Source organism: Nannocystis bainbridge (assembly GCF_028368995.1).
Lineage (GTDB): Bacteria > Myxococcota_A > Polyangia > Nannocystales > Nannocystaceae > Nannocystis > Nannocystis bainbridge.
Genome location: NZ_JAQNDL010000005.1, coordinates 450,669 through 474,108 on the forward strand (window position 1 = coordinate 450,669; position 23,440 = coordinate 474,108).

At 68.1% G+C, this 23,440-nt stretch carries 19 protein-coding genes; 7 read left to right on the top strand and 12 right to left on the bottom strand.

What is annotated here, in order from left to right; all coding sequences use genetic code 11:
* Positions 1–71: 71 nt before the first annotated feature.
* The 12 genes from POL25_RS42120 to tssC form a co-directional block, all read right to left on the bottom strand.
* Positions 72–2,039, bottom strand: a complete 1,968-nt coding sequence (locus POL25_RS42120; RefSeq protein WP_272092099.1) for a hypothetical protein — start codon at positions 2,037–2,039, stop codon at positions 72–74.
* Between the two features lie 455 nt (positions 2,040–2,494).
* On the bottom strand, positions 2,495–2,962 hold the full coding sequence (gene tssJ, locus POL25_RS42125; RefSeq protein ID WP_272092100.1) for a type VI secretion system lipoprotein TssJ: 468 nt from the start codon (positions 2,960–2,962) through the stop codon (positions 2,495–2,497).
* A 14-nt stretch (positions 2,963–2,976) separates the two neighbouring features.
* Positions 2,977–6,639 (bottom strand): type VI secretion protein IcmF/TssM N-terminal domain-containing protein, encoded by a 3,663-nt coding sequence (locus POL25_RS42130; RefSeq protein WP_272092101.1) that lies wholly within the window; start codon positions 6,637–6,639, stop codon positions 2,977–2,979.
* Positions 6,640–6,660: 21 nt separating this feature from the next.
* Entirely contained in the window at positions 6,661–6,885 is a 225-nt protein-coding gene (locus tag POL25_RS42135; protein ID WP_272092102.1) for a hypothetical protein, read from the bottom strand.
* The gene (locus POL25_RS42140; RefSeq protein ID WP_272092103.1) at positions 6,882–7,637 is read right to left on the bottom strand and encodes a DotU family type IV/VI secretion system protein; all 756 of its coding nucleotides are present in this window, start codon (positions 7,635–7,637) and stop codon (positions 6,882–6,884) included. Before POL25_RS42140 ends, POL25_RS42135 begins: the two co-directional genes overlap by 4 nt.
* Positions 7,634–9,259 (bottom strand): type VI secretion system baseplate subunit TssF, encoded by a 1,626-nt coding sequence (locus POL25_RS42145; RefSeq protein ID WP_272092104.1) that lies wholly within the window; start codon positions 9,257–9,259, stop codon positions 7,634–7,636. Before POL25_RS42145 ends, POL25_RS42140 begins: the two co-directional genes overlap by 4 nt.
* A gap of 3 nt (positions 9,260–9,262) precedes the next feature.
* Positions 9,263–9,817, bottom strand: coding sequence for a hypothetical protein (locus POL25_RS42150; protein WP_272092105.1), 555 nt, complete (start codon positions 9,815–9,817; stop codon positions 9,263–9,265).
* 6 nt (positions 9,818–9,823) lie between these two features.
* A complete protein-coding gene (locus POL25_RS42155; protein WP_272092106.1) occupies positions 9,824–11,470 on the bottom strand; it encodes a hypothetical protein in 1,647 nt (548 codons plus the stop codon).
* On the bottom strand, positions 11,470–11,853 hold the full coding sequence (tssE, locus tag POL25_RS42160) for a type VI secretion system baseplate subunit TssE (RefSeq protein WP_272092107.1): 384 nt from the start codon (positions 11,851–11,853) through the stop codon (positions 11,470–11,472). The genes POL25_RS42155 and tssE overlap by 1 nt, the downstream gene beginning before the upstream one ends.
* A 3-nt stretch (positions 11,854–11,856) precedes the next feature.
* Complete coding sequence (gene tssK / locus POL25_RS42165) at positions 11,857–13,089, bottom strand: type VI secretion system baseplate subunit TssK (protein ID WP_272092108.1); 1,233 nt, start codon at positions 13,087–13,089, stop codon at positions 11,857–11,859.
* Positions 13,090–13,129: 40 nt separating this feature from the next.
* Positions 13,130–13,705, bottom strand: a complete 576-nt coding sequence (locus tag POL25_RS42170; protein ID WP_272092109.1) for a hypothetical protein — start codon at positions 13,703–13,705, stop codon at positions 13,130–13,132.
* A 24-nt stretch (positions 13,706–13,729) separates the two neighbouring features.
* Complete coding sequence (gene tssC / locus POL25_RS42175) at positions 13,730–16,183, bottom strand: type VI secretion system contractile sheath large subunit (RefSeq protein WP_272092110.1); 2,454 nt, start codon at positions 16,181–16,183, stop codon at positions 13,730–13,732.
* Positions 16,184–16,399: 216 nt separating this feature from the next.
* Between tssC and POL25_RS42180 the strand changes: the two genes are divergently transcribed.
* The 7 genes from POL25_RS42180 to POL25_RS42210 all read left to right on the top strand — a co-directional run bounded on the left by POL25_RS42180 (position 16,400) and on the right by POL25_RS42210 (position 23,433).
* Positions 16,400–17,119 carry a hypothetical protein gene (locus POL25_RS42180; protein ID WP_272092111.1) on the top strand — a complete coding sequence of 240 codons (720 nt, stop codon included), beginning with the start codon at positions 16,400–16,402 and terminating at the stop codon, positions 17,117–17,119.
* A 515-nt stretch (positions 17,120–17,634) separates the two neighbouring features.
* Positions 17,635–18,954 carry a long-chain fatty acid--CoA ligase gene (locus POL25_RS42185; RefSeq protein ID WP_272092112.1) on the top strand — a complete coding sequence of 440 codons (1,320 nt, stop codon included), beginning with the start codon at positions 17,635–17,637 and terminating at the stop codon, positions 18,952–18,954.
* 22 nt (positions 18,955–18,976) lie between these two features.
* Positions 18,977–19,366, top strand: coding sequence for a DUF4280 domain-containing protein (locus tag POL25_RS42190; protein WP_272092113.1), 390 nt, complete (start codon positions 18,977–18,979; stop codon positions 19,364–19,366).
* The gene (locus tag POL25_RS42195; protein ID WP_272092114.1) at positions 19,363–20,574 is read left to right on the top strand and encodes a type VI secretion system protein IglI family protein; all 1,212 of its coding nucleotides are present in this window, start codon (positions 19,363–19,365) and stop codon (positions 20,572–20,574) included. The genes POL25_RS42190 and POL25_RS42195 overlap by 4 nt, the downstream gene beginning before the upstream one ends.
* Before the next feature lie 11 nt (positions 20,575–20,585).
* Positions 20,586–21,806, top strand: coding sequence for a hypothetical protein (locus POL25_RS42200; protein ID WP_272092115.1), 1,221 nt, complete (start codon positions 20,586–20,588; stop codon positions 21,804–21,806).
* 1 nt (position 21,807) lies between these two features.
* Positions 21,808–23,211, top strand: a complete 1,404-nt coding sequence (locus tag POL25_RS42205) for a hypothetical protein (protein WP_272092116.1) — start codon at positions 21,808–21,810, stop codon at positions 23,209–23,211.
* A 27-nt stretch (positions 23,212–23,238) separates the two neighbouring features.
* Complete coding sequence (locus POL25_RS42210; protein ID WP_272092117.1) at positions 23,239–23,433, top strand: hypothetical protein; 195 nt, start codon at positions 23,239–23,241, stop codon at positions 23,431–23,433.
* The last annotated feature ends 7 nt before the right edge of the window (positions 23,434–23,440 follow it).

The following is a 23,440-nucleotide window of genomic DNA, read 5'->3' on the forward strand; positions in this document are numbered from 1 at the left end:
CCGACGACGGCGCGAATGTCGACGGCCTACCGTTTGAGAAGCGGCATACCGTGACGCTTCTTCACATTCCATCATTCGCCATTGCCGTCGTCGCTGTTGAACATATCGAAGAAACCGACCCCGCCGTCCTCCCGCTCTCTCTGCGCGTTCTCTCTCGCGCGCCGCTCTCTCGCTCGAATCCTCTCCCTGACGGCTTCCTCGTTCTCCTCGATCCGCTGGTAGTACTGCTTGACGAATTTGCTCTGCTTGAAGAAGATCGGAAACTTCGCGGGAGAATCCTTGAAGAGGTGTTCGTAGTACGGCTGGATCTCGCCGATGAACCAGAGCATCATCGTGAACAGCGCCGCTTCCGAATCGCTCAGCCCGCTGACGATTGCGAACTTGTTCTGCTCGAGCTCCATCCAGTGCAGAAAGTTCTTGATCTTGAGGTGCCCGGTGAAGTCGTTGAACTCCTCGCGGCTGATCTTCGCGCGCGCGAGCAGGACGTTGCTCCTCTTCTCCTCCCGGGAGTTCGGGAACATCGCGTACTTAAGGGCGCCGGTGTCCGTGTTCTCGATGTGGAAGAAGAGGGGGTACCCGCCCGACAGCGGCTCCTTGTCGCTGACCCTCTTGATAACGTCCACGCAGTAGTCGAGGAGCTGCGGCGTAGACCTCTTCTTGAAGCTGCAGAGGTCGAGGATCCGCGAGTCGCCCACCGGGTTCATCAACCCCTCGACGATCTCCGTCCGGTCGAAATAGATCGTGGGCACCCCGAGGTACATGAGCCGCTCCATCGAGCCACTCCGCATGCCCACCTGGATGACCTTGTAATTCAAGGCGAACTGCAGCAGGAAGTTGATCTGCGCGCCCATCGGCTTGTCCTTGAAGGTCGTGCGACGGAAGAAATTGATCAGGTTGTTCTCCTTCGACCCCTTCACGTAGCCATACTCTGTGGAGTCGATCGCTAGATCTTTGAGCTCATCGCCGATCGGCACGAAGAGGTAGGGCCGTCCCGTCGCCTCGGCGGTCCGGCGCACGAGCTCGCGCACGTACTTGTAAAGACCCACGTTGGTGTGGTGCTGCGGTTTACCGACGTTGGTACCTTCGACCTTGAAGATCGCGTCACGTTCGCTGTCCTTGGCGCCACGGATCCAAAAGAGCACGACGATGAAGTCCTCCTTCGGGGCCTCGATCTTTGGCACCGAGCCTTGCTGGAGTCTCTGCTTCTTCACGAGGTACTTGCCGAAGACCTCCCCCATGAAATCCCCGAGGAACACCTCGTTCTCCCTGGTGTACTCGCGGGTCGCCCCCAGGATCGCCCCTCGCAGGTGGCCCGCGACCTTGACGGCCCCGACCTCATTGACGCACCGCAGGACGTAGCTCGTCGAATAGCTGATGTAGCCGAATCTCACGATCGGCCTCAGAAGCCTCCGCTCCCCGATGAGCGCGGGGCGCAGGCACTCGATGAACGCGGACCGCGCCTGCTGCTGTGCCTCCTTCGCGTCCTCCGCGATGAGCCCGAGGATCTTGTCGCTGTCCCGTTGCCCCTTCTTTCCCGGGTCGTTTTCGACACCTGTGAGGAAGATCGACACCTTGCGCGTGTTCTTGCCGAAGATCTGGCTGTTCGCAAAGATGACGACGCCGTCCCTGTCGGGCTCGAACTTCATGACCTTGACTTTGTCGGTAAAGACGCACTTGGCGAGCTTGATCAGACCTCGTTCGCGCAGGCGGAACGAATCGAAATACCCCATTCTTCGGTCGATCTTGCCCTGGTAGCCGTCCCTGTTCGCGCTGTAATCGTCGTCGTCGACGAAGAAGAGCCCGCACAGATTGATGTCGCTCACATGGAAGGCCTCGTTCACGAGAAGGGAATAGATGAGGCCGTAGGTGTCGCCCTCCTGGATCAGGTGGTGGGTGATGCATACGAACTCCTCGATCTCCTCGGGCCTCGGCTTCAGTTTCAGCTTCAGCTTGGGTTCCTCGAGGATGAGGGGGAATTCGTGGATCTCGGGGAAATCCGTCCGCAGGACCAGCCTGCCCCCGCCGCACAGGCACTGCATGCCTGAGACGATGTCTACCTCGGTGTATCTGGAGCCGCACCCCTGCCCCACACATTCGTACTTGAACCTGCGCCCTGGCTTACAGCCGCACAGACCTCCACCTCGAGGAATCCCTGAATTGTAAGAGCACTTCCCCCTGCACACGTATCTTGCCATGGCGCTTATGATTAAAAGAGCATGGGCCGATCGGCCCTGTCAAGGATATGGACCGGCTGCTCCAAACCACGGAACTGCTGTATCCGCGTCAGGCCCTCCCAGGCGATGCAGACGAATAGCCGGTGCCCACGTCGCTCGCTCCGGCGTCGGGCATCGATGTTCACGCCCCGCGCGGGAGGTAGGATCACCATGGGCAGCAAGCTGCGTCAGCAATTACGCCGTCAGGCTCCGCAATATGGCGATGGTGCTGGTACGTGGTGTTCGAAACCTCCACCCGCGTGTTCCTGGGCCACGTCGCTCTAATTTCTCGCTTTCGAAATATCGCGCACCCGCACATCGGACCGCTCGAAGGCCGACTCGCCGGTGATGACCGCAATCGCCGCCGGCCGCTCGGCGAGCAGCTTCCACGACTCGCCCTTGCTGCTGCTGAACAGCCCGTACACCGCGATCGCCTCCGGAGCTTTGGCGAACGTCAGCGGGATCACCGATTCCTGGCCGGGCAGCACCACCAGCGTCTGGACCACCGTCTCGTCGGGCTGGACCACCAGGCGGGCCACCGTCGAGTAATCATCCTCGACGAAGCTCTTGCGCGTCGCCGTGCGCACGACCACCTGCAGGGGTCGGCCGTTGTTGCTGTTCTTCGCGGCGCGAACCGTCAGCGTCACCGTCGGTTCCTTCGGCGTCTTCGGCGGCGCCTCGGCCTTGCAGCCCGGGAGCGCCGACGCGAGCGCCACCAGCATCGCGGCCAGCAGCGATCGGCGGGTCATGGTCGTTCGCGCCATCATCCGCCGCAGTCCCTGACGGCGAAGGGGAGCCAGGGGTCGCTCTCGAGGACCACGCTGACATCGCGGGTCGTCGGCGCCACCTCGCCGACGGTCACGCGCCAGCGCACGGGCAGCCGCTTGCCGGCGCTGGCCTGGGTCTGGCTGCATCGCGTCGCGCGGCCGATGGCCGCCGCCGTCAGCGTGAGGCGCCGCTCGGAGGTCCGCTCGTTCTCGCCGCGATCGAGCAGCCGATAGAAGCTGAACGGACCGTCCTCCTCGATCGTGTAGGTACGCGGGCCCGCGCCCGGGACCGCGGAGCGCATCTCCAGCGAGACCACCGAGCTGCCCTGATTCCACCACTGGAGCGCCAGGGTCTGCGGCTCCGGCCGCTGATTGAAGCCATACACCGCCGCGCCGCCGCTGCGCACGTAAGACATCGCGGCGAATCGCTCCTCGTGCGGCTCCTTGGGCAGCAGCTTCGGCTTCAGCACCACCTTGAGCGGCACGGGATTGCCGTCGGCGTCCCACAGCTTCCGGCTCGTCCGCTCGAGGTCGCTCGTCATCGCCAGCATGCCGGTCGGTCCCTGCAGATCGGCGAGCATCGTGCGCTGGCCCGAATCGAGCTTCGTCGCCGGCGCGAGCAGCCGGTCGAAGGCCGCCCAGAACGAGCCGCGCTCCTTCCCCTGGGCCCGCACCACCGCCTCGAGCTCGGCGACGTCGACGTCGACCTCGGCCGAGGGGCTGAAGGGATAGGCCTGGAGGAGCGGGCGCACCAGCGGCCGGACCTCGTCCTTCCAGGCCCGCCGCACCTCGGATTCGATGTCGTCGATCCCGAGCGCGCGCACCTCCTGCACCGGCGCGAGGAAGGGCGCGTGCCAATCGTCGCTCAGCCCGGCGCCGTTCAACCATTCGGCGACCTGCTCCGCGGGGTCGTCCCCGGGGCTCTGCAGCGCGTGCAGGGTGAAGAGCCCCAGCGGCGTGAGACGCTCGTGGAGCTGGAGCCCGTCGCGCGCCGCGGGAGCGCCGCCCAGGGCGGGCTCCAGCCCGGCCAGGAGCTTTTGATAGGGACCGAGCCCGGGGTTCGTGCCGTCCTTGGTGGCGAGCAGCGCGACGAGCGGCTCGAACACCTCGAGGGCCGTGGCGAGCGGCTGGACATACGGGTCGTCCTCACTCAGCTCGAGCGACGCGTTTGCGGTGACCACCGAGAGGTACTCGACGAACCATCCCGACGGCCGCGAGAACCCCTGCAGGACGAAGGGCAGCGTCATCTCGGTCGCCGGGTCCAGCTCCATGCTCCAATAGTAATCGAGCAGCTCGCGCTTGTAGGTGACCGCATACCGCTGCGTGCACTCCCGGATCGCGCGATCGAGGCGCTGCGCCTCGGCGATCGTCATGCCGAGGGCCGCCAGCGCGGCGCCCTCGGGCTCGCGGATCGCCGGGCCGAGACGCTCGGCCGCGAACTCCAGCACGGGCTCGATCCGCTGCTGATACGCGGCCTTGGTGTAGGTCCCGCGGATGAATCGGCTCGGCCCGCCGCCGTAGCCGCTGACGATGCCGACACGGGGCCGCTCCTCGGTCTCGTCGAAGAACGCGGTCCCATCGTTCATCCGCGACTCCGGGATGTCCGCCAGGACCTGCTGAATGAGCACTTTGGACATGCTGCGCTTGAACAGGGCCGCCAGCGCCGAACCCTTCAATTCCACCGTCTTGCCGTCGAACGCGATCGTGAAATCACGGGGGATCGCAGGCGGCCTTCGCTCGAGCGCGGAGACCAGCGTCCCGAGCCCCCAGCCCTCCGTCCGGCTCGCGTCCGTGGCACCTCCCTCGCGCGGCAGGTGCGTCCGCAGGGCCTCCGCGAGCGCCGTCAGGGTCGCGTACTGCTCCTCGGTCCACAGGTCGATCGGCTCGTCCACCAACAACCGGCGGAACCGACCCTCGAGCAGATCGGGGCGGTCGAAGGCCTTCCGGATCGCCGCCAGCACCTTGTAATCGGACGGGCTGAGCAGGGCGGGGATCTTCGCCAGCGCCTCGGCCTCCTCCAGATCGATCGTCGGTTGGCCGACCTTCTCCTGCAGCGCCACGAGGTACCGCGACCACTCGCGCCCGACGTTGTCATACTTCTCGCGCGCCGCGGGATCCGCGGGCTCCGGCGGCTCCGGCGGCTTGACGCTCCCCATCTCCGGAGAGCTCGCCTCGACGTAGTGCTTGATGACCTCGCCCGAGAGACCGAGCGCGTGCTCCCACAGCGAGCGATGCTCGCGGATGATCGCCCCGAGCTCGTTGGCGTGACTCGAGTAGATCAGCGCCATGAGGTAGTGCAGCTGCAGTCGATCGCTGCAGGGGATCTTCGGGTAGAGGTAGCCCTTGCGGAACGTCTCCTCGAACCGCTCCTCGATGTCGCGCTTGCGGGCGACGAAGGTGCGCGCGAACCACAGCCGCTCCGATTGCTTGACGGCTTGGAGCGCCGCGGCCTCTGCTTTGGGCGGTTCCATCTTCGCCCCCGCGCCCTGGTGTTTGCAAACCTCCGGATCCTTCACAGGGCCGACGTCGCGCTCGAACTTGTCGATCCGCGCCTCGGCCTCCACGATCGACGCCCGGTGCCAGCCCATGAGCGACGCGATCAACGCGGCGCCACCCACCCCGACGGCCAGCGCGCCTCGCAGCCCGCGCTGGTGATGGCGGCCGAGGCTCGTCGAGATCAGATCGCGGGAGATCTGGAATGGCAGGCCCACGTGGGTGCGGGGCGCCAGCGAGCCGAGGTAGAGGCCGCCGACGCTCAGCGGCATCGCGTGGGGCTCGTGCCGCCCCTGCAGCGTCTCCAGGAGCGGCCGCAGGCCGTCCAGCAGCGCCCGCAACGACTTGTAGAAGCGGACCAGGCGGTCGAACTCCTCGCCGCTGCGGCTCGTCAGCGCGTACGCCAGGTGCCCGTCGAAGGTGGCGACCAGGCGCGCGGCCTGGTTCGGCTCGGTGAGGGACTCGAGCTCGAGAGGTTCGTGATCGGGCCCGACCACCGCGGCGAACGCCTCGAAGCCGTCGACCTGATCGAGGTGGCTGAGCAGCACGCGGACCTCGAGCGACGCCCGGCATCGCCGCGGGAACAGGCCGATCTTGCCGCGGACGAGCTGCGCCAGCTCGTGCAGCGCCGCCGGCGGCGTGGTCAGCAGCGAGCGCGCGTCGAGCACGAGGACCACCGTCGCGCTCGGGCCCATGTGCCACCACATGCGCCATAGGGCCTGGCGGGCGCCGCGGCTGACGTCGCGCAACAGCGGCGCCGACAGCTCGTGGACGACGACGTCGGGGCCGAGGTAGAGCTGCAACGCGGCGTCGTGGGCGACGCTACCGCGGAACTGATTGGCCTGACCGCGCCAGTCGACGTGGCTCGAGATCGCGTGCGTCTTGCCGACCCCCGCGGCGCCCATCACGACGACCGTCGGAAAGTGGAGCGCGCGGGTCGGGATCCGGCGGTAGAACGGGCGCCACAGCCCGGCCAGGCGCGACGCGAGCAGCGGCCCGGCCGGCCTCGGCGGCGCCGCGGCCGCTCGCTTGCGCCGCCACACGACGACCGCCCACACCACGGCCGCCAGGACTACTACCAGTAACAGGCCGAGGAGCGCCCACTGCCACCAGGAGAACATCTCCGGCGCCATGGCGCTCGCTCCTTCGGCTTCGTCCGTCGTCATCGTCAACATCGTCGCGCCTCGTCATCTGCCGACAGCGGGCCAACCTCGGGTCCGCAGGCGGGCCTCGAGCAGATCCTCGAGCAGGTCGAGCCGCGGCCCGACATCGACCGGAGCGTCGCCCGTCGCCGCGAGCATTCGCCGCAGCTCGTCCAGCGGTCCGGCCAGCGCAGAGAACGCCTCTCCATCGGCCGGGAACAACCGCTCGACCTCTCGCACGAGCGCCTCCAGGGCCGCGAGCAGGGTCACAACATCCCTCCCACCGGATGATTCGAGAGCGCGGTCAGCAGCCACGCGCTCGCCACGACCACCAGCAGCCCCAGCGCATAATATCGCCAGGTGGGCCACGGCTGCGGCAACTCCCCGGGCTCCGGATCGAGCGGCTCCGATACGGCCGAAGGATGGGGGATGCGCTCGGCGAGCCGCTGCTTGTAGAAGTGAATCTGCCCCGAGTCGGTGGCGAACATGCCCACGAAGCCGTGGCTCAGACAATAATAGTAGACCTCGAGCACCAGCGCCGGCGTCCGCGGGTCGTGGAGCGCGTCGTCGATCGCGGTGAAGAACTCGCTGCCGCCGGTGGTCGTGCGCGTGAACTCCGTCTGCATCAGCGGCCAGCTGAGCCGCAGGTAGTCGGGGAGCAGACGCATGATCCGCTCGTCGAAATGGACCAACAGGGCCCGGCGGATCCGCTCGAATCCTGGCTCGCCGGCGAACGCGGCCCACAGCGTCTCCAGGCGCCTGCGAACCGCCTCGCGGAGGCCCCCGAGGCGCTCGTGGTCGCGCTCGTCGAGCCCGTCGGTCCGCATGGGAGCCGGCACCTCGATGGCGCCCGTCCCGGCGCGAACGTCTCGCCACGCGGTCTCGCGCAGCGGCGTCGCCACGCGCGGCGGCGCCGTCGTGAGCGGACGGCGGCCAGGGAGGTCCGCGGCCTCGGCCGCCACGAGGGCGTCGATCTCCGCGGAGAGATCGAGGAGCACCGTCCACAGCGCCTGTCGCGTCATCGGCTCGGCCTCGCCTTCTCGCCGCGTCGGCGCGCGCCGGCCTCATGCGTGCGGATCTCGGCCGGGTTGTTGCTCCACGCGTTGATGAGCGCCCCCAGACAATGCAAGTAGTCCGCGACCAGCCCACGGCGCTCCGCCGCGACGTCGCCGAGGGTCACGTCGTACACGTGCTGCACCCCGCCGCGATTGCCCGCCGGTTCATCGCGGACATCGACGTGCCGGATCTCGTCCGCGACATCGCCGTGGGGGCCGTGTGCATCGGCGCCGAGCGTCGTCATCAGCATGACGATGTCGCTGCGGCTCAGGACCCGCTTGGCGCGGCGCGACATCACGTGCAGCATCGCCGTCGAATCGCGCCACAGCGGGCTGCGGCGGTGCGGCGTCATCCGGCCCAGCACGCGGAACCCGACGCCCTCGAAGTGGCGGTGCTGCAGCGAGGCATCGAGCGCGCCGACGGCCACGGCGTCGAAGCTCGGCTGGAACCAGCGGGCCCGCACCAGCACGCTGCGCGGGTGCATCAGGGCGTCGGGCAGCCGCAGCAGCAGGTGCGCCGCGTCCGGTTCGCCGGTGTGGTCGAGCTCCCAGCTCTCCGCCCCGCCGGCCAGGTGGCCGGGCAGCAGCGGATCGAGGCCGTCGCGGGTCTCCTGCTGGACCTCGACGATCGAGTGGAACGCGACCTCGTGGTCGACGCGCCACGGGCGGATCGCGTGGCGGGAGCGCGTCCCGTCGGCCTTGATCGGCTCGGCCAGCTCGGTGAACAGGTTCTCGATCGGCACCACGAACAGGCGGAACATCTCCGAATTGACGACCTGTCCTTCGGGCCATGCGTCGAAATCGAGGCACAGCCACGCCTGCCGCCACGGCCGCGACGGCCGCGCGAGATCGACGGCGAGCGTCAGATCCTTGGCCGGGAAGTGGAAGAACTCGCGGATCCGCGCGACCGCGCTGCGCGTCTCGCCAGGCGGCGCGGCCTCGTCGGACTCGCCTGGCGCGCCGAGCCAGAACCGGCACTCGGCCCCGGGCTCGGTCGGCGACGGCGGCTCGCCGTACACGACCGCGACCCGGCTCAGGTGGAGGCGCAACCACTCGAAGAATTCGCGCGACACCGGGTAGTCGCCGAGGTGATCGATCTGGAGGGACAGCGGCTCGGGCACGCCGGCGACCGGGACCCGCGAGCGCAGCCGGAGCAGCACCCGGTGGCCTGAGCCGCCGAGCAATTGCAGCTCGGCGCGGTCGAGGTCGAGCGGGCGGATCGTCACGTCGCGCATGGTCGAGAAGAACCCCACCTCGCCGTCGGCGGTCTCGAGGCGGACCCGGCTCCCGCGGGGAATGTGGGCAGGCTCGGCCAGGCGCGGGCTCGGCAGCCCGCGGAGCAGCACGCGGGCCGGCTGCGGCAGCGCGAACTCGTCGAGCAGCCCGTGCGTGAGCCGGGCGATCGCCCCGCGCAGCTCCGCCGCCGCCGCCTCGTGCGTGCGCGCGGCGAAGAACGCCAGCGACTCCATCAAGCGGCGGACATCGGGGTCCTCGGGCTGGATGAAGCCCTCCCCGCCGCGGCGGCGGAGCAGGAACTCGTCGAGGGCCTCCAGCTCGCCGAGAAAGTCGCGATAAAAGCCCTGGTTCACGCCTCAGCCCGCCTTGATCAGCGACCCGCCGATCGTCGTCATGCTGCCCTTGAGCGCCGCCATGCCCGAGGACTCCAGCGACAGCTGCGCGTCGGCCTTGACCGCCACCTGCATGCCCGCGAGCTCCGCCTGCGTGTTGCCCTTGAGCTTGATCGACTGCGTGCCCGACGCCTCCACCGTGGCGCCCTCGATCTTGGCCGCGCTCTGGGCCTTGATCGCGACGTTGGCCCCGGAGACCTTGAAGTCGTTCTGGGCCTGCTGCACCACGTCGGCGCCCGACTTCACGGTCGTATTGCCCTCCTTGGACTCATAGGTGGCCGTCTTCGTGGCCGTGCAGGTGATCGACTCGCGCGCGACCACCTCGAATTGCTTGCACGAGATCGTCACCTTCTCGGTCGTCTGCGTCAGGGACGTCTCCTCTTGCTCGCCTTTGACCTTCGCCACCAGCGTCGTCCCGTTCATGGTGATCGTCTGCACGATCTTCCCCTCGGCGTCTTCGACGGTGATCGTCACGCCGCGCTCCTTGCTCATCTCCAGGGTGCAGATCAGCTTCGTCATCGCGCGTTATCCCTTCATCTCCTCCACGCGCAGCACCAGGGTGCCCTCGCTGATGCGGATGAGCCCCGTGTCCTTGTCGCTCGTGCGCGCGACGTTGAGGACCGGCTTGTCGTCCTCGTAGACGTGGTTGATCGACGTGCTGCTCTTCGGCGACTTGCCGAGCAGGATGTGCTCGCCCTGAACGTCCATCGACAGCGCCGCGCCCTCCCGCCATTCGAGCAATCGGGCCACCCGGGCGTGATGCAGGTCGAGCGCCAGCAGCACGCGCTCGCCCCGGTACGCCGGCACGTAGACGTTGCCCGACCCGAGGTACGGGATGAACGGCGCCGTCACCTTCTGCTGGCTCCACGCCGGCACCTCGACCGTGTACTCGTCGAGCGAGCTGTCGTCGTTGCGGTACACCTGGTAGGTCTTGTCGCTGTCCTCGCCCTTCTCGGACACGACCTTGCCCTCGACATAGCCGGGGTAACGCGGTCGCCGATACTCGGGGTGACAGGCCCGCGTGTCCTCGCCGTCGACGAGGCGCGCGCGCAGCGAGACCTCGTATTCGGTGCTGGCGAGCTGGAGGTCGTGATCGAGGGACCCGTCGGAAGCGAGCGCGCGCAGCGAGACCTGCCGCACCCGCCAGATCTTGCCGACCAGCGCGCTGGTCTTGTTCCACCGGTTCGCCGCCGCCATCTGCACGCGATCGCCGGGCAGCAGCCGGATCACCGGCATGCGGCCGAACGTCAGCTCCACCTCCAGCTTCGGCAGCCGCAGGCGCTGCTTCTCGAGCGCGACCCGATCGTCGACTTCCTGCGAGATCGAGGTGTGCATCAGATGGTCGTGCCGGATCGCGCTCTCCGCGTAGGTCTGTGCGATCGCCTCCGTCCGCGGCCCGTTCGCGTAGGTGTTGCAGACCTCGACCGCGTGGGCCGGCGTCGGCGGCACGACCATCTCCACCCCGGCGATGTCGTCGCCGAACAGCCCGCGAGGCTCCCCGGCGGCCGGCCATTCGCTCAGCAAATCGAGCTCGCCGGTGACGTAGTCGTAGGTGAAGAGGCCGCCCCGGTGATCGGCGTACCAGATCAGAAAATCATAGAAGCTGGCCCCGTGTTCGACCGGCAGGTGGAGGAAGATCAATGGCCGCTCCTGCGCGAGCTCGGCCCAGCCGAATTTCACCTTGATCTTGTCCCCGATCTGGGCCCGGATCACGTCCTCGAGCTTTTGGTGAGTGTGCAGCCGGCACGGGAAATGCTGCGTCCACAACGCCCGCGCCGGGTCGGTGAACGCGATGCGATAGCGACGAACCAGCAGCGGCCTGTCGGGCAGGCGCCAGCCCGGCAGCTCGACCACCGAGCGGCGGGTCACCAGCCCCGAGAGCACCAGCGCCTCCGGGCTCTCGGCCGATTCCGCCTGGTCGTACACCACCGCCAGCGCGACGCGGACATCGAGGGGCTCCTGCGAGAGGAAGCCCTCCCGCAGCTCGTCGGTGAACCCCCCGCCGTGCGCGGCGTCGTCCTGCAGCACGAACTCGAGCTCCCCCGAGAAGCCGAACGGCTCGAGCTCGAGCTCGACCCGCTTGACCGCGCCGCCGGCGATCTCGTGCTCCTTCCCCGCGATCTTCAGGGTGACGCCGATCGCCAGTCGCTCGGTGAACGAACCCTCGCGCATCACGACTCCCCCACGGTGACGTGGACCTGCCGCGTCGTCGTGTCGATATCGATCCAGAGCACCAGCGCCTCGCCGCGGACCTGTCCGCGGACCTCGTAGCGGATCCCGCGATAGCCGTACCCGCCGAGCAGCCGCACCACCGGCGAGCCGAGCCGCGGCTCGTAGCGCTCGATCGCCGCCTCGAGCTCGTTCCGCAGCAGGATGACGGCCTCGTGGGTCGTCGGCGCGGCCTCGTAATCTCCCAGCCCGAACTCCGCGATCACGCTGCCGCAGCCCTTGCGGGTGTTGAGCAGGTGCTCGAGGTTCCGAACGATCACCGCCGGGGTCGCCTCCGCGGGCCCCTGCGCGAGCCGGTGGATGAATGAGCCGAACCGACCAGCCATCGCTCACCCCCACACCAGGACGGCCTGGATCCCTTCGAGCGCGTGCCAGGCCGGGAAGCAGAGATCGCGGTCGCGGACGGCCTGGGCCCACTCCGGGTCGCCCTCGATCTGCAGCTTGTAGAAGGTCGCGTCGTGACCGTAGACGTACGCGAACGAGCTCGACTGGAAGACCGCCAGCGAGACCCCCGCCAGCGCCCGGGTATGGACCTCCTCGATCCGCCGCGGGCTCGCCAGCTTGACCCCGGCGAAGTCGACCGGCTTGCCAGAGCTCGACTTCAGGACCAGGTAGACCTCGCGGGACCGGCAGAGATCGTCGGGGAACGGACCCGCGACGAACCAGCTGGCCCGCCGCTCGAAGCCGAGTCGCTTCGCGCTCAGCGAGCTCGAGCTCAGGCAAGACTCGGTCCGCAGCCGCAGCTCCTCGAAGCAGCCCGCGAGGTCGCCGTGGCGATACCGCAATTGCAGGACGTCGTGCTGGTCGTCCTCGAGGATCGCCGCCTCCATGTAGAACTCGCGCAATGCGCTGAATAGCAGATACGGGTGCAGCGAGACCTTCTGCTGCGATTCGCCCGCGCCGAGCCCGTGGTCCGCGAGCACGGCGAGCGCCCGGTGGGCCGCCGAGCGTACGCGACGGAGCTCGGCGCCCTGCTCCGAGCCGAGGAACGAGTCGCGGATCCTGCGGCTGAGCTGGGCCTCGACCGCGTGCACCGCCCGGACGATCGCCTCGAGCGTGTCGCGCAGCAGCGGCGCCACCTCGACGCCGACTCGCAGCAGCGGCGGCGCGTAGCGCTCCAGCGACCAGCAGGCGTCGCGGCGCACCAGCCCGAGCAGCTTGACCGACTCGCGCGCGTCGTCCTGGCGAGCCGCGAGCGACAGCTCGGCGCGATAGATCACCCGGGTGACGCGCCGCGGGTCGTCGCGGTAGCCCTTGAGGTCCGTCGCGTCGGTGACTTCATGACCGATATGGAGATAGATCGCGGCCACGTTCTCGGCGACGTCGTCGAGGCTGATATTGCCGATCACGGCGTTGCCGGGCACGTCGATCAGCAGACCCGAGGCGAACACGTAGGTCAGCCGCTCGACGCGCACTGCGCCGGCGGCGAGCAGCGCCTCGTCCACGGCCAGGCGAGCGAGCCCGTGCGCCGGCAGACCCGAGAGGCCGGCGCCGACCCGGTCGTGAGCGAGCAGCGCCTCCTGCAGCGCGACGAACTGCTCCGGGAGCAGGACCTGCCCCATGCGCCACTCCGGGAGAGCTAATCGGACGCCGCTCATCGCGTCACTTCTCGACCTTGAGACCCCACGCCTTGACGATCTTGACCGAGAACGAGGTGGCGACCGTGATCGTCTGAGCCAACGGCTGCGGCTTGACGCCGATCTGGAACGCGTAGTTCTCGGGGGACTGCACCTCGGTCGAGGCGTCGTCGGAGGTGTCGATGTTCAGGTCGCCGCCTCGCTTCTCCAGCAGCCCGTCGAGCGCCTTGTCGGTCGGCAGCAGGCACTTGAAGTACTTCTTCTCGAGCGGGTCGTACTCGTAGATGCTGAAGTTGTAGGAGACATCGACCTTGGACAGGTCCTTGTAGGCGAGCTGCTTGATCTGCTGCTTGTTGAACACCGAGATCTGGCCGGAGAAGTAGAGCCCGTCGGTGACCCCGAGCTCCCACAACACCCCGCTGAGGACGGTGACGACCGCGAGATCGGTCTCGGGCGCCATGGGGTCCTTGCAGGTCTGGTCGGCCTTGAGCGTGACGTCGCCGATCTTGAGCTCGGTCAGGAATCCGACCGGGGTCTGGACGTCCTTCTTGAAGTTGTAACCCTGGTAAATGTCGCAGTGCTTCTGGAATGTGGCAGGCATCGCTTGTCTCCTCGCTGTTTGCTATCAGGCCCCGCCGAGCGCCGCTTCCAGCCGCAGCTCGACGTCCATGCCCTGGAACTGGATGTGCGGCAGCACCGCGACCTTGCAGCTGTACCAGCCGAACGGCCCCGGCTTCGGCTCGACGCTGACCGACATGGCCTTGAACGGGTAGTAGAGCAGCGTCAAATCGTCCGGGTTGACCGCCGTCGTCACGTACTCGACCAGCCAGGCCTCGAGCATCGACTGGATGTATGGCGCGTCGGCCGTCGAGCCGATGTAATCCCGCACCATCCGCTTGACGTAGTGGGCGATGCGCGTGATCGACAGCGTATACGCCAGGTTGCAGATCAGGTCGGCGTTCTTGGTGTCGAGGTCGTCCTCGAACTCGATCGCCCGCTTGACCGCGCGCGCGCTGAAGAACGTCACGTCCGCCGTGCCCTTGCAATGGACCAGAGGGATGAAGCCGGCGTTGGCCAGCTGCAGCTCGCGATAGTCCGGGATCGCCACCTCGACCGGCGGCTGCAGCTCCTCCTGCCCGTGGTGGAGCACCATGTGCACCGGCAGGCCCTTGATCAGCCCGCCGCCGAGCGGCCCCGCGATGTGCTGACACCAACCCGACGCCTGGAACGAGCGCACCATGTTGCGGGCGAACAGCACCGCCGCGTTGCCCCACAAGTAGTCGCCCGGCCCGCCGATCTTCTCCTCGAAATCGACCGCCTGCTGCTTGCCGGCCTGGCGCACGTAGGGCGCGCGCAGCATGTAGCGCGGCATGGTCAGGCCGATGTAGGCCGCCCCGTGCGTCTCGCGGAAGGCCGCCCACCGCCCGTACTGCGGCAGCGCCATCAGCTCCTCGATGTCCGGCTTGCGATCGAGCTCCTCCCAGGTCTCGCTGGAGAAGAAGCGCGGGCTGACCGCCGCGACGAACGGGCAGTGCGCCGCGGCGCTGATCTTCGACACTGTCTGCAGCCAGTCGATGTCCTCGTCGCTGTTGTCGAACTCGTAGAGCCCGATCATCACGCCGATCGGCCGCCCGCCGTAGCGATCGTACTCGTCGATGTAGACCTTGCGGAACAGCGCGCTGTTGAGGATGTAGCTCGAGTGGTCCTCGAAGTCCGCGCGCAGCACCTCCTTGTCCGCGTCGAGGAAATCGATGATGACCTCGTTCGAGTTCACCTCGCGGCACAGATCGTCGAGCGACCGCCAGCTCGTCTCGAGCGCGCGCAGGCTCGGGCTCTGGACCACCCCGGCCAGCCGCTTCTGCACCAGCCCGTCGAGCTCGTGCAGCAGCGTGTCGATGGCGATCATCATGGTGCGGATCGAGTCGACCCGGCGCCCCTCGAGGAACGGGTCGATGTTGACCAGCAGCACCGCCAGGATGTTGGCGAAGCGGTCCGCGAGGGTGAAGCTCGTGTCGCGGTCGTGGAACGCCAGGTTGGCGCTGCCCGGTCGTTCGACCAGCGCGCGCTGCTTGTTCTCGGACGGGTTCATGCCCGCGCTGCTGATCAGCCGCTCGAGCAGCGCCTTGGCGTCGGGCTCGGGCTCGTCCGGCGCCGCATCCACGGGGGCCGCAGCGGCGTCCGGGCGGGCCTCTGCCACCAGCAGCGGATACCTCCGGCGGAAGTACCCGCGCAGCTGCCCGAACGCCGACTTCTCGCCCTCGGCGACCGGCACCTCGCGCAGCTGCACGAGCTCGGCCTTGAGCGCCTCCCGCAGCTCCGGGAAGCTCGAGATGTGATTGCGCGCCTCGAGCACCAGCCGATGCAGCAGCACGATCCGCCGGATCTCCGGCACGCTCATCGCCACGTGCAACGGCTTGAAGTCGTTGATCGAGCGCAGCGGGATCGTCAGATCGACCGGCACCTTCTCGGCGCTGACCTGGCTCTTGAGCCCGCCCGTCAGCTCCGTCGCGGCGCTGTCGTTGGGGCCGACCGTGACCTCGAATTCCCCGTGGACATCGCCCGTGAGCCCGATCTCGGCGCCCGGCGGCGGCTCGACCTTGCCGTGAACCGAGAGCTTCACCGGGGTGCCACCATCGGGGATCGCCAGCTCTCCGTTCGCGAACGGCAGCATCGCCTCTCCGCTGATCTCGACCTCGCCGGCGAAGCTCCCGAGCCGGTTGGCCCGGAAGTCGCCCTTCACCGTGGCCGTGCCGCGGATCTTGACCTTGGCCTCCGTCGCCCCGGCGGCGGGCTCACCGACCAATGTTCCGGTGACCGACCCGGCGAGCGCCCCGGCCAGCACCTCGCGCAGCTCGGCGTCTTCGATCGGCGCCGTCACCTTCATCTCGTCCATGAAGCTGGCCAGCTTCATGCCCGGCAAGATCGAGTGGATCGGACGCTCCCCAAGCAGGCGCCGGTTGGCCCCCGTGAAGTCTCCGAGCACCAAGAAACGCATCGGCAACTTGGCCTTCTTCGGTTTGCCGTCGATCTTGGTCCGATAGCTGATGTTGAGACGCGAACGAGGGACTGGCTTACTCATGTGATCTTCCCGTACACAGCGACTAATCATGGGAACAGCGGTGGCACCAAAAAAGGTGCGAGCTGTGTTTTTCGGCGCTGAAAAGCCGGCACATGTTTCCGATCGGAAACGACGAAGCGCAAGGCCGCGCATCGGCCAGATCGGCGCATGGCGACGGCGTCTGGCAGATATCGTATGCGCTTTACTGGATCGCGCGTCCGTGTATCATGCCCTCCTATGTTGGAGTTATTGCCGCCGACCTCCCCCTGTCCCCCCCACGCCGACCCCCGGCTCGAGCGGACCACGACGAGGATCCGGGACCTGGTGGCCGGGACGCACCTCCAGATGGCGCTCTCCATCGGTCGAATCGTGGTCGAGGAGATTTATGACGGAGACCTCAAGAGCTGGCGCCGCCGCGGCCCGAAGGACCCTTCTCTGCGCCGGCTAGCCGCCGATCCCCGGCTCACGATCAGCGCCTCTGCGTTATATCGCGCGCTCGGAATCTTCGAGCTCAAGGTGCGGTTCGCGGATCATCCGATGTGGGATATGCTCACGGCCTGCCACCTTCGGGCGGTGCTGGGGCTGCCGGAGTCGGAGCAATGCCGCCTGCTCGATCTGGCGACCACCAGCGCCTGGACCTCCCAGACCCTCGAGCACGCGGCGGCCATCAGCCGCGACAACCACAAGACCTCGCGCGGCGGCCGTTCGCGCAAGTCCCCGGTCGTGCGTGCGATCGAGACCGCCGAGCGAGCGCTGGCCGGCGACCAGGACGTGGACGTGGCGTCCCCCGCCGTGCTCGTCGAATTGCCGGCGGAGCAGCGCGACGACCTCCTGCGCCGCCTCAGCCTGATCCGCGAGCGCTGCGCCTCGCTCGCCACGGCGCTGGAGGGCCAGCTCCCCGAGTCGCACGCGCGATCGGAGTCGAAGCCCGGCGTCTCCTCGTACGCCCCCCATTGAGCGCGATCGCCCGGCCCCATTTCGCGAATGGTTATTCGCGAGCAACGTAAAATTTGGACCCCCTCTCGCCAGGCCCCAAGATGGCAGACGAGCTCGGGACAGTGTTCGCGGATCACATCATCGCCGCATGCTCGCTCATCGCCCCTTCCTCGGGCCGGACCGGCGATCTGGACTGGCTGCGCGCCACCCACCGAATGCCGGGGGCGTTCTGGGAATCGCTGTTCCGCGTGCTCGACGACGGCAGGGGCCCGCCGCTCAAGAGCCGGCCCAGCGAGGGCTTCGACCCCTATCACGATATGGTGGTCCGGCATCTCGGTGCCGATCGAACTGCGCTCCAGATCCACGATCCACGGCTCCCTGAGGGACACCGCTGGCAGTCGTTCTCATTCGACGACCTCCACGCTCGGTGCACGCTTCGCGCCGCCTCATGGGCCGCCCAGGGCGTCGAACCCGGAGCGATTGTCTGCGTCGTGCTGCCATTCGGTGTCGAATGTGCGATATCGCTGCTGACCGCGTTGCGCATCGGCGCCCTCGTATCACTGCTCGAGCCCGGGGGCCCCGACCTCCTCGGACGGCGCCTCGAAGCGCTCGCACCCCGGCACATCGCCACCGACGCCTTCTATCGACCGTTGCTCGGCCTATTCGCCGATCTGACCCTCGAGCCAGCCGCGAGTCCCCCGCTGTTCGGCGCGCCATCGCGCTGGTATCGCCCCGGTGAGCCCTGCGCCGCGCTGTTCTCCCCGCTGCGCCGGCCGCCCCACCTGCCGGTCCCGCTCCGCTGCGACGAGCTGTACCTCGGCGCGCTCCGGGACGGCGCCATGACCTTCGCGTTGCGCCCCGGCGACCGCCTCGCCGCGCCCGGCTTCGATGCGCTGCAGCACCAACCCGCCCTGCTGTTCGCGGCGCTGCTGGCGGGTGCCACCTATGTGCATATCGAGGCCGAGGAGGCGCTCCGCGACCCCCGGCTTTTGGACGCCTTTCCGCTGCGCAGCCTCGGGCTCGGCGCGCGCATATGCGAGCACCTGTTGGGCACGCGCGCCATCGCTCGTCCGCAGTGGTCGCACGTGTTTCGCAACCCCGAGGAGCCGACCGACTGGGAGTCCTGGCGCGAGCTGATCGACGCGCTGGGCCTGCACGAGACCGCCATGTCCAATGTCGTGCTCGAAGCGGCCGCCGGCGGCTCTCTGCTCGGTTCGCCGCGCCGGCCGGGCAAGGCCCACCTGGGCGCCCTCATGAACCTCGTCCCCGCCGCCGGTCGGCCGTGGAAGCTGCTGGACTTCACCGGCAGCGGCCAGCCGGCCGTCGGCGACGTCGGCGTCTTCGCCCCGCTCGCCACGATCGACGCCGACGCCGACACCGACCCGCTCGACCCCCACGTCGTGCTCGGCCTGAGACACGGCGGCGAGTTCCTGTACGGCGGCGCCACCGAGCCCCGCCGCAGCGGCCGCGTCTACCCTGTCGACGAGGTGCTCGCAGCCCTCGACGATTGCCCGTTCCTTCACGGCGCCAGCCTCGTCGCCGTCCCTGCTGGCGGCCCGACCCTCGCGCATCGCTTCGTCCTGCTCGGCTTCACCGGCGACGAGCCGATCGCCAGCTTCGAGGCCCTCCGCACCGCCCGCATCGACGAGCTGAAGCGGGTGCTGAGCACGCGCCTCACCCCCGACTTCTTGCCCGACGCGATCGAGCTGTTCCCCTGCTTCGCCCGCCTCGCCGACGGCGCGGTCGATCACCGGTGGTGCCAATTTCAATTCCATAGCGGGGCCCTGCACGCCAGAGTGCGGACCCCCGTATTTCAGCGGCTGACGGCCCTTCGCGGCGCACTCGGCCGCGCGTGAGCGCGAGGAGGAGGAGGAGACCATGGCCATCGCAGTGTGCATGGGAGCCACCATGATGTGCAGCTTCGGCGTCGCGCCGGCGAGCCTCGTCGTCCTGCCGACCGGCTCGATGGTGACGCCCGCCGTCCCCTCCGCCAACATCTCCGCCTTCGCCCCGGTCGCCAACGTCCCCCCGTTCGGCGCCTGCACCTCGATGGCCAACCCCACCGTCGCCGCCGCGACCGCGGCCGCCCTCGGCGTGCTCACGCCGATGCCCTGCGTGCCCATGACCACCTCGCCGTGGATCCCCGGCACGCCGACCACAATCAACGGGGCCATGCCTGCCGTCGACGCCAGCTGCAAGCTCATGTGCAACTGGGGCGGCTGCATCTCCGTCCTCAACCCCGGTCAGACGACCCTGATGGTCCAATGATCGAGCCGCTGCCCTCCCCCGGCGAATTGCTGCGCGGCCGGCACTCCGGCGCCGCGACCGTCCGCAGCGACGCGAACGGCGTCGTCCACAAGCTGCTCGACCTGGCCGACCGCGGCAATTACCTCGAGGCCGCCGCGCAAGCCGCCGAGCTGCTGCAGGGCGCCTCCGACGACGTGCGCCTCGTCGCCGTCTACTTGGCCGGCCTGTTCGTCGAGCGCGGCGTCCCGGCGCTGCCCGAGCTCCTCGAGGTGGTGGAGAAACTGGGCGACGAGCCCTCGCGTCCCCTCGCCTCCGCCCTCGAGTGGCTGTTCCGCGCCGTCGTCGAGCGCGTCGCCTTTCACACCACGCAACGCGACGCCACCTGGGAGTCCTGGCTCCGTGAACTCGACCCCGCCCAGGTCGACGCGCTCGCTACCCGCTGCGATGCCCTCGCCGCCCGCTTCGCCACGGGAGCCGCCGCGCTGCAGAAGCTCGCGCGCTGGGCCCGCGAGAAGCTGATGCCGGCGGTCGCCCGCGCCAGGAAGAGAGCGCCCCCCGAGCCCGCTCCGGCCGCCCTGCAACCCGCCCTCGATCCCGAGCCCGAGCGAGGCCCTGCCTGGGACGCCGCCGAGCCCGAGCCCGCAGACGACGAATCCGAGGACGACGAGCACGACGACGCGCTCGAGCACGACGAGCACGACGACGAGCACGAGCACGACGACGACGATCCGAGACGCGAGCACGACGAGCGAACCGTGGATCTCGACGAACCTCGCTTCGAGCGAAGGCGCGGCGAGCGGCCCGTGGCGTCGGACGAAGCTCGCTTCGCGCGGCGACGCGGCGAGCGAGCCATGGAGCTCGACGAGCACAGCCGCGAGCATCGACGCGGCGAGCGAATCACGGAGTTCGACGAGGCCCGGCGTCCCGAGCGAGCCGTCGTGCTCGACTCACCCGCCCTGCTCGAGCTGCGCGACAAGCTGCACGCGTTCGAGGTCGTCCTGGCCCGCGGCGAGCTCGACAAGGCCGCCGTGATCGCCCACGACGTCCAGTCGATCCTCGGCAACTTCGATCCCGTCTTCTACTTGCCCGCGCTGTTCGGCCGCTACTCCGAGCTCCTCCACCACGCCTTCCCCGAGCTCGAAGCGCGCTGGAGCGACACCGCCGACCCGCGGTGGCGGATCCTCGTCCAGTTCTACCGCACCAACCTCGCCGGCTTCGTCGGCGAGTGACGCCGGTTCGCATGCCGCCCGCCGCTCCGACCGCGACCGACCGACTCGCCGCCATCGAGCAGCGCGTGGTCGCCAGGATCCACGACTTCGAGGTCGGGGCGCTGCTCGATCTGCTGGCGTCGATCGGCTACGGCCCCGGCGAGCTCGAGTTCCGCGCCCACCCCTCGAACGGCCCCCAGCCCGCGCTGCTGCACGCGATCGCCTTCCCCGACCCGCACGCGCGCGCTCTCGGCCGCGCGCGCGTCGTCATCACCGTCAACCTCGGCCTGCTCAGCTGTCGCTCGCCGCTGCCGACCTACTTCCGCCGCCTCTTGCAGGACATGGAAACGCGGGATCCCGTACTCGAGCTGATCGGCGTGCTCGATCGCTCGCTCCTGCACACCCGCCTCACCAGCGATCGACCGGAGCGCATGCTCGCCGGCTGGGACCGGGTCCGCCGCGACCTCGTGCAGGTCTTCGGCCTCGACTCCCCGATCGGCCTGACCTGGCTGTTTCGCCAGATCTTCCCGGAGCTCGCGCTGCACGTGCGACGGATCTTCGACGAGCACCCGATCCCCTACGACGGCGCCGTGCTCGGCACCTCCGAGCTCGGCGAGTGCTCCTTCGGCGAGTACGCCCGCGTCGGCGTGCACGACATGGAGGTCACCCTGTTCTGCGAGGACGCGCTCTACCGCGAGCGCATCCCGTGGATCCACGAAGGCGACCGACGATTGCGCAGCTCGGTGTTTCCGCTGCTCGACGAGGTCTGCCTGACCCTGACCGTCGTGTTCGTCCTGCTGCGCCACGGTGAGGGCGCCCGCCTCGGTCCCCCCGGCCGCGCCGGCCACAATCCCATGTGGCGCCCCGGCACCGCCCCCGCGCTGCCGCCCAGCCGCGTCGAGGTCTATCGCGGCACCCTCCCTCGCAACGAACCCGACACCGACCACCTCGAGCGCATCCTCGCCGACGAACTCCCCGCTTCGCTCACCGTCCTCCCCGCGCCGTCCCCCGCGCATGAAACTCTCGGTCATGCCATCGCCCTTTCGCTGGTCCACCGCGCCCCCGGCGAGCGCCCGCACACCTATCACGTGACTGTGCGCTGGGGCTCGCGCGCGTGGGACCTCGACGAACCGCACGCGATCGACCTGCGCTGCGACGACGTGCCCAAGACGCCCCTGTCCCGCATCGCTCACCCGCGCCTGTGGGCCAAGCTCCGCGACGCGGCCCGCGCCTCGATCCCCCGAGACATCTAGCATGCGCAACTTTGCGACCTGGCTGCTGGCCAACGGCCTCTACCATCGGCGACTTCACGCCGCGGACAGGGTCCGCGAGGCGTGGAATCTTTATGTCCATTGGGCCACGGGCGGCGACAAAGCAGCGATCCAGGCGCTCTCGAAGCTCGCCGAGAGCTTGCTACGCGACTGCACCGACGACAATACAATTTCCACCGTCCACCAGCTCGACCTCGTGTCCTTGAGCTTCGCCAGCGGCCATCGCGACGTCAAGCCGAAGCACCCCATCGACCAGCTCACCCGAAACAAGGCACGAAAACCCACTCCCGGTACGTTCCAGCTGCAATCGTTCAACCCATACGCCTTCAACCGGTGGAGTCCCAAGCGAACTTTCAACCTCGTGTTCGACGTCCGCCATGCGATCGCCGATCCCGATGACATGAAGAAGGTCATCGAGCTCACCGGAAAGGCCCAGTACGCCTCTCCGACATTGATCCTGCCTCAGAAGGTCGGAGACTGTTTTTCTCTGTGCAACATGATCCTCTCGCATCGTATGCGGAGCATCGTGTCCCGTGCACCGGTCTTCGGCCAGCTCGCCCTCGCACCATCCAAGCAGGCCCCGATTTACGTGGTCTCGTCCAACCGCTCGAAGTGGCTCACTGTCAACTTCAAGCCCAAGACCTTTTATGGCAAACTGATCGGCTCACGCCCGATCATCTTCGTCGTCGACGCCGACGAGGGCGAGAGCTACCTGGACATCCTGAAGGTCTCGGGCCAAGGTGTCGCCCAGAACGTCCACGTCCTGACCTGCGGCGGTGGTTTCGGCATGGGCTGGAACAGGCACTGTGCGCTGCTCCATGCCAAGCAACTTCGCTTCGAGAAGATCTGGATGTTGGACGACAACGTCGAGCAGATCAAGCAAGGCGGGAAGCCGATCGTCGATCTCGATGATCGCTGGATCGGCGACGAGCTCGTCATGCCCCTGTATCCGGGCATCATGCAGCAGGCGCTCGGGTTCAACATCCCGCGCCTCGGGTCGCTCAACTTCTGCCCGCTCTTCGCCTACTCCAAAGAGGATCTCAGCATGTCTTTCCTGCTCGAGCAACTGCTCGACTGGGCCGCGTACATGAACCCGCCGACGAGCGTGATCAAGCTGGACAAGACGCAGATCAAGCCCGACGTCCCGGGAACGCTCCCAAAGAGAATCACCCCGATGGGCATTGTCGCGGCGTTGGGAATGTGGCGAGACAAGGACCAGCGGCCCCTCGACCTGAGCGCCAAGAACCTCGGCAGCTACCATATCATGAAGTTCCAGGAGCAAGTGCTCTACGACTGTCTCATATGCCTGCGCGAGGAGCCCCATGCACTACACGCCATCCTGAACACGTGGTTCGTCGATCTCACGGAGTGGCAGGATTTCCGGTGATCTCCGGGTCAGGGGGCCAGCACGTCCTTGCTGCGGCCCACCGACCTCGCGCTGCTGGTGGATCCGGGGCTGCCCTTTGCCCGCGCCGGCGAGGCAGCTCAGGCAGATCCGGACCCGAGCAGCCCGACGGATATGCGCGAAGCCGGGCGGCGGTACCCGGAATTTTTTTCTTCACCGATTCGTGTGATCGAGGCGGGCCAGCGCGACTCGACCTGCTATTAAAAGACGC